The sequence below is a fragment of the Belliella calami genome, from assembly GCF_022549695.1.
In the GTDB taxonomy this organism is placed as follows: Bacteria; Bacteroidota; Bacteroidia; order Cytophagales; family Cyclobacteriaceae; genus Belliella; species Belliella calami.
Genome location: NZ_JAKZGS010000037.1, coordinates 1 through 3,017 on the forward strand (window position 1 = coordinate 1; position 3,017 = coordinate 3,017).

The 3,017-nt window shown below is 51.6% G+C and carries 1 rRNA gene; it reads right to left on the bottom strand.

The features are described 5' to 3' along the window. Window positions 1-25: 25 nt before the first annotated feature. Window positions 26-2,911: ribosomal RNA gene (locus MM236_RS19580) — 23S ribosomal RNA — on the bottom strand. Window positions 2,912-3,017: the final 106 nt, after the last annotated feature.

Genomic DNA, 3,017 nt, shown 5'->3' on the forward strand with positions numbered 1-3,017 from the left:
TACAGAAAATTGAATGGGTAGACCTTACGGTAAGTTTTCGGGCAATTAGTACAGCTCAGCTATGCCATCTCTGGCTTTACACCTGCTGCCTATCAACGTCATCGTCTCTGACGGCCCTGTTTGGAAGTCTCATCTTGGAGGGAGTTTCGCACTTAGATGCTTTCAGCGCTTATCTCTTCCCGACGTAGCTACCCGGCAATGCAATTGGCATCACAACCGGTACACCAGCGGTCAGTCCAACCCGGTCCTCTCGTACTAAGGTCAGGTCTCCTCAAACTTCCCACGCCCGCAACAGATAGGGACCGAACTGTCTCACGACGTTCTGAACCCAGCTCGCGTGCCACTTTAATGGGCGAACAGCCCAACCCTTGGGACCTTCTCCAGCCCCAGGATGTGACGAGCCGACATCGAGGTGCCAAACCTCCCCGTCGATATGAGCTCTTGGGGGAGATCAGCCTGTTATCCCCAGAGTACCTTTTATCCTTTGAGCGACGGCCCTTCCATACGGTACCGCCGGATCACTATACCCGTGTTTCCACCCTGCTCGGCTTGTCGGCCTTACAGTCAAGCTCCCTTATGCTATTGCACTCCACGTACGGTTACCAAGCGTACTGAGGGAACCTTTGGAAGCCTCCGTTATCCTTTTGGAGGCGACCACCCCAGTCAAACTACCCACCAAGCAATGTCCCCCGTATACACGGGGTTAGATACCAAGCAAACAAAGGGTGGTATTTCAACGGCGACTCCACAACGCCTAGCGACGCCACTTCACAGTCTCCCACCTATCCTACACATCGTTTACCCAATACCAATACTAAGCTGCAGTAAAGGTTCATGGGGTCTTTCCGTCCCGTTGCGGGTACGCGGCATCTTCACCGCGACTACAATTTCACCGAGCTCATGGCTGAGACAGTGCCCAGATCGTTACACCATTCGTGCAGGTCGGAACTTACCCGACAAGGAATTTCGCTACCTTAGGACCGTTATAGTTACGGCCGCCGTTTACCGGGGCTTCAATTCAGACCTTCGCTTGCGCTAAGTCCCCCTCTTAACCTTCCGGCACCGGGCAGGTGTCAGGCCTTATACTTCGTGTTGCCACTTCGCAAAGCCATGTGTTTTTGCTAAACAGTCGCCTGGGCCTTTTCACTGCGGCCTCCCACATTGCTGTGGGTAGGCGCCCCTTCTCCCGAAGTTACAGGGCCATTTTGCCGAGTTCCTTAGCCATGATTCACTCGAGCACCTCAGGATTCTCTCCTTGACCACCTGTGTCGGTTTGCGGTACGGGTCAATATGCTCTTAACGCTAGAAGTTTTTCTTGGAAGCACTTAGGACAACTATCCGATTGTCCGTAGACGCTCGGTACTATCACCTTCGGCTAAAACCACGCATTTAACTATGGTTCCAATACCTACAAGCTTTAACCCGGTATTCCGTCACCGGGCGTGTCTTTCATCACTCCGTCACTCCATCACCTGCATATCAAGTATGGGAATATTAACCCATTTGCCATCGACTACGCCTCTCGGCTTCGCCTTAGGTCCCGACTGACCCTGATCCGATTAGCGTTGATCAGGAAACCTTGGTCTATCGGTGTGCGGGTTTCTCGCCCGCATTATCGTTACTTATGCCTACATTTGCTTTTCCAAAAGCTCCAGTGCACATCGCCATGCACATTCGCTGCCGTTGGAATGCTCCCCTACCACTTAGAATAAATTCTAAATCCTACGCTTCGGTATTACACTTGATGCCCGATTATTATCGACGCCCTGCCGCTCGACCAGTGAGCTGTTACGCACTCTTTAAAGGAATAGCTGCTTCCAAGCTAACCTCCTGGCTGTCTCTGCAGCTGGACCACCTTTGTTCAACTTAGTGTAAATTTTGGGACCTTAGCGGTAGGTCTGGGTTCTTTCCCTCTCGGACACGGACCTTAGCACCCATGCCCTCACTGCCGTTACTATATGCCGGCATTCGGAGTTCGTCAGGATTTGGTAGGATATGACTCCCCCTAGTCCTATCGGTAGCTCTACCTCCGGCATACATTCCACGACGCTGTTCCTAAAAACATTTCGGGGAGTACGAGCTATTTCTCAGTTTGATTGGCCTTTCACCCCTACCCACAGATCATCCGGAAACTTTTCAACGTTTATCGGTTCGGTCCTCCACTCTGTTTTACCAGAGCTTCAACCTGTCCATGGGTAGATCACAAAGTTTCGCGTCTACCGCCACTGACTAAAACGCCCTATTCAGACTCGCTTTCGCTCCGGCTGCGGATCTTAAACCCTTAACCTTGCCAGTGACGAGTAACTCGTAGGCTCATTATGCAAAAGGCACGCCGTCACCAAATCACTTGGCTCCGACCGCTTGTAAGCGCACGGTTTCAGGTTCTATTTCACCCCGTTATTCACGGTACTTTTCACCTTTCCCTCACGGTACTTGTTCACTATCGGTCTCTCAGGAGTATTTAGCCTTTCCGGATGGTGCCGGATAATTCAACCGGGATTTCTCCTGTCCCGGCCTACTCAGGATACCAATCCAATCACATACCCTTCCCCTATGGGACTATCACCCGCTTCGGTTTGCCTTCCCAGACAACTCAAGTCAGGTATGTTCTCTTTTTATCGGTCCTATAACCCCGAACCTGCCGTAACAGATCCGGTTTGGGCTTCTCCGCTTTCGCTCGCCACTACTCACGGAATCACTGTTGTTTTCTCTTCCTCCGGGTACTTAGATGTTTCAGTTCCCCGGGTTTGCCTTCCTTGCGGAATATCCCACTCACGCGGGATGGGTTGCCCCATTCGGATATCTGCGGATCAATTCCTCTTGCGGATCCCCGCAGCTTTTCGCAGCTTGTCACGTCCTTCTTCGCCTCTGAGAGCCTAGGCATCCCCCGTACGCCCTTATTTACTTACTCTTATCGGAATCCCCCTTTTGCAGTTAGGACCCCGACGGTCTTTTGTCCGGTTACCCGAACTCATTCAATTCTCTGCTCAACTTGTCAATGAACTTTTTATGCAAAC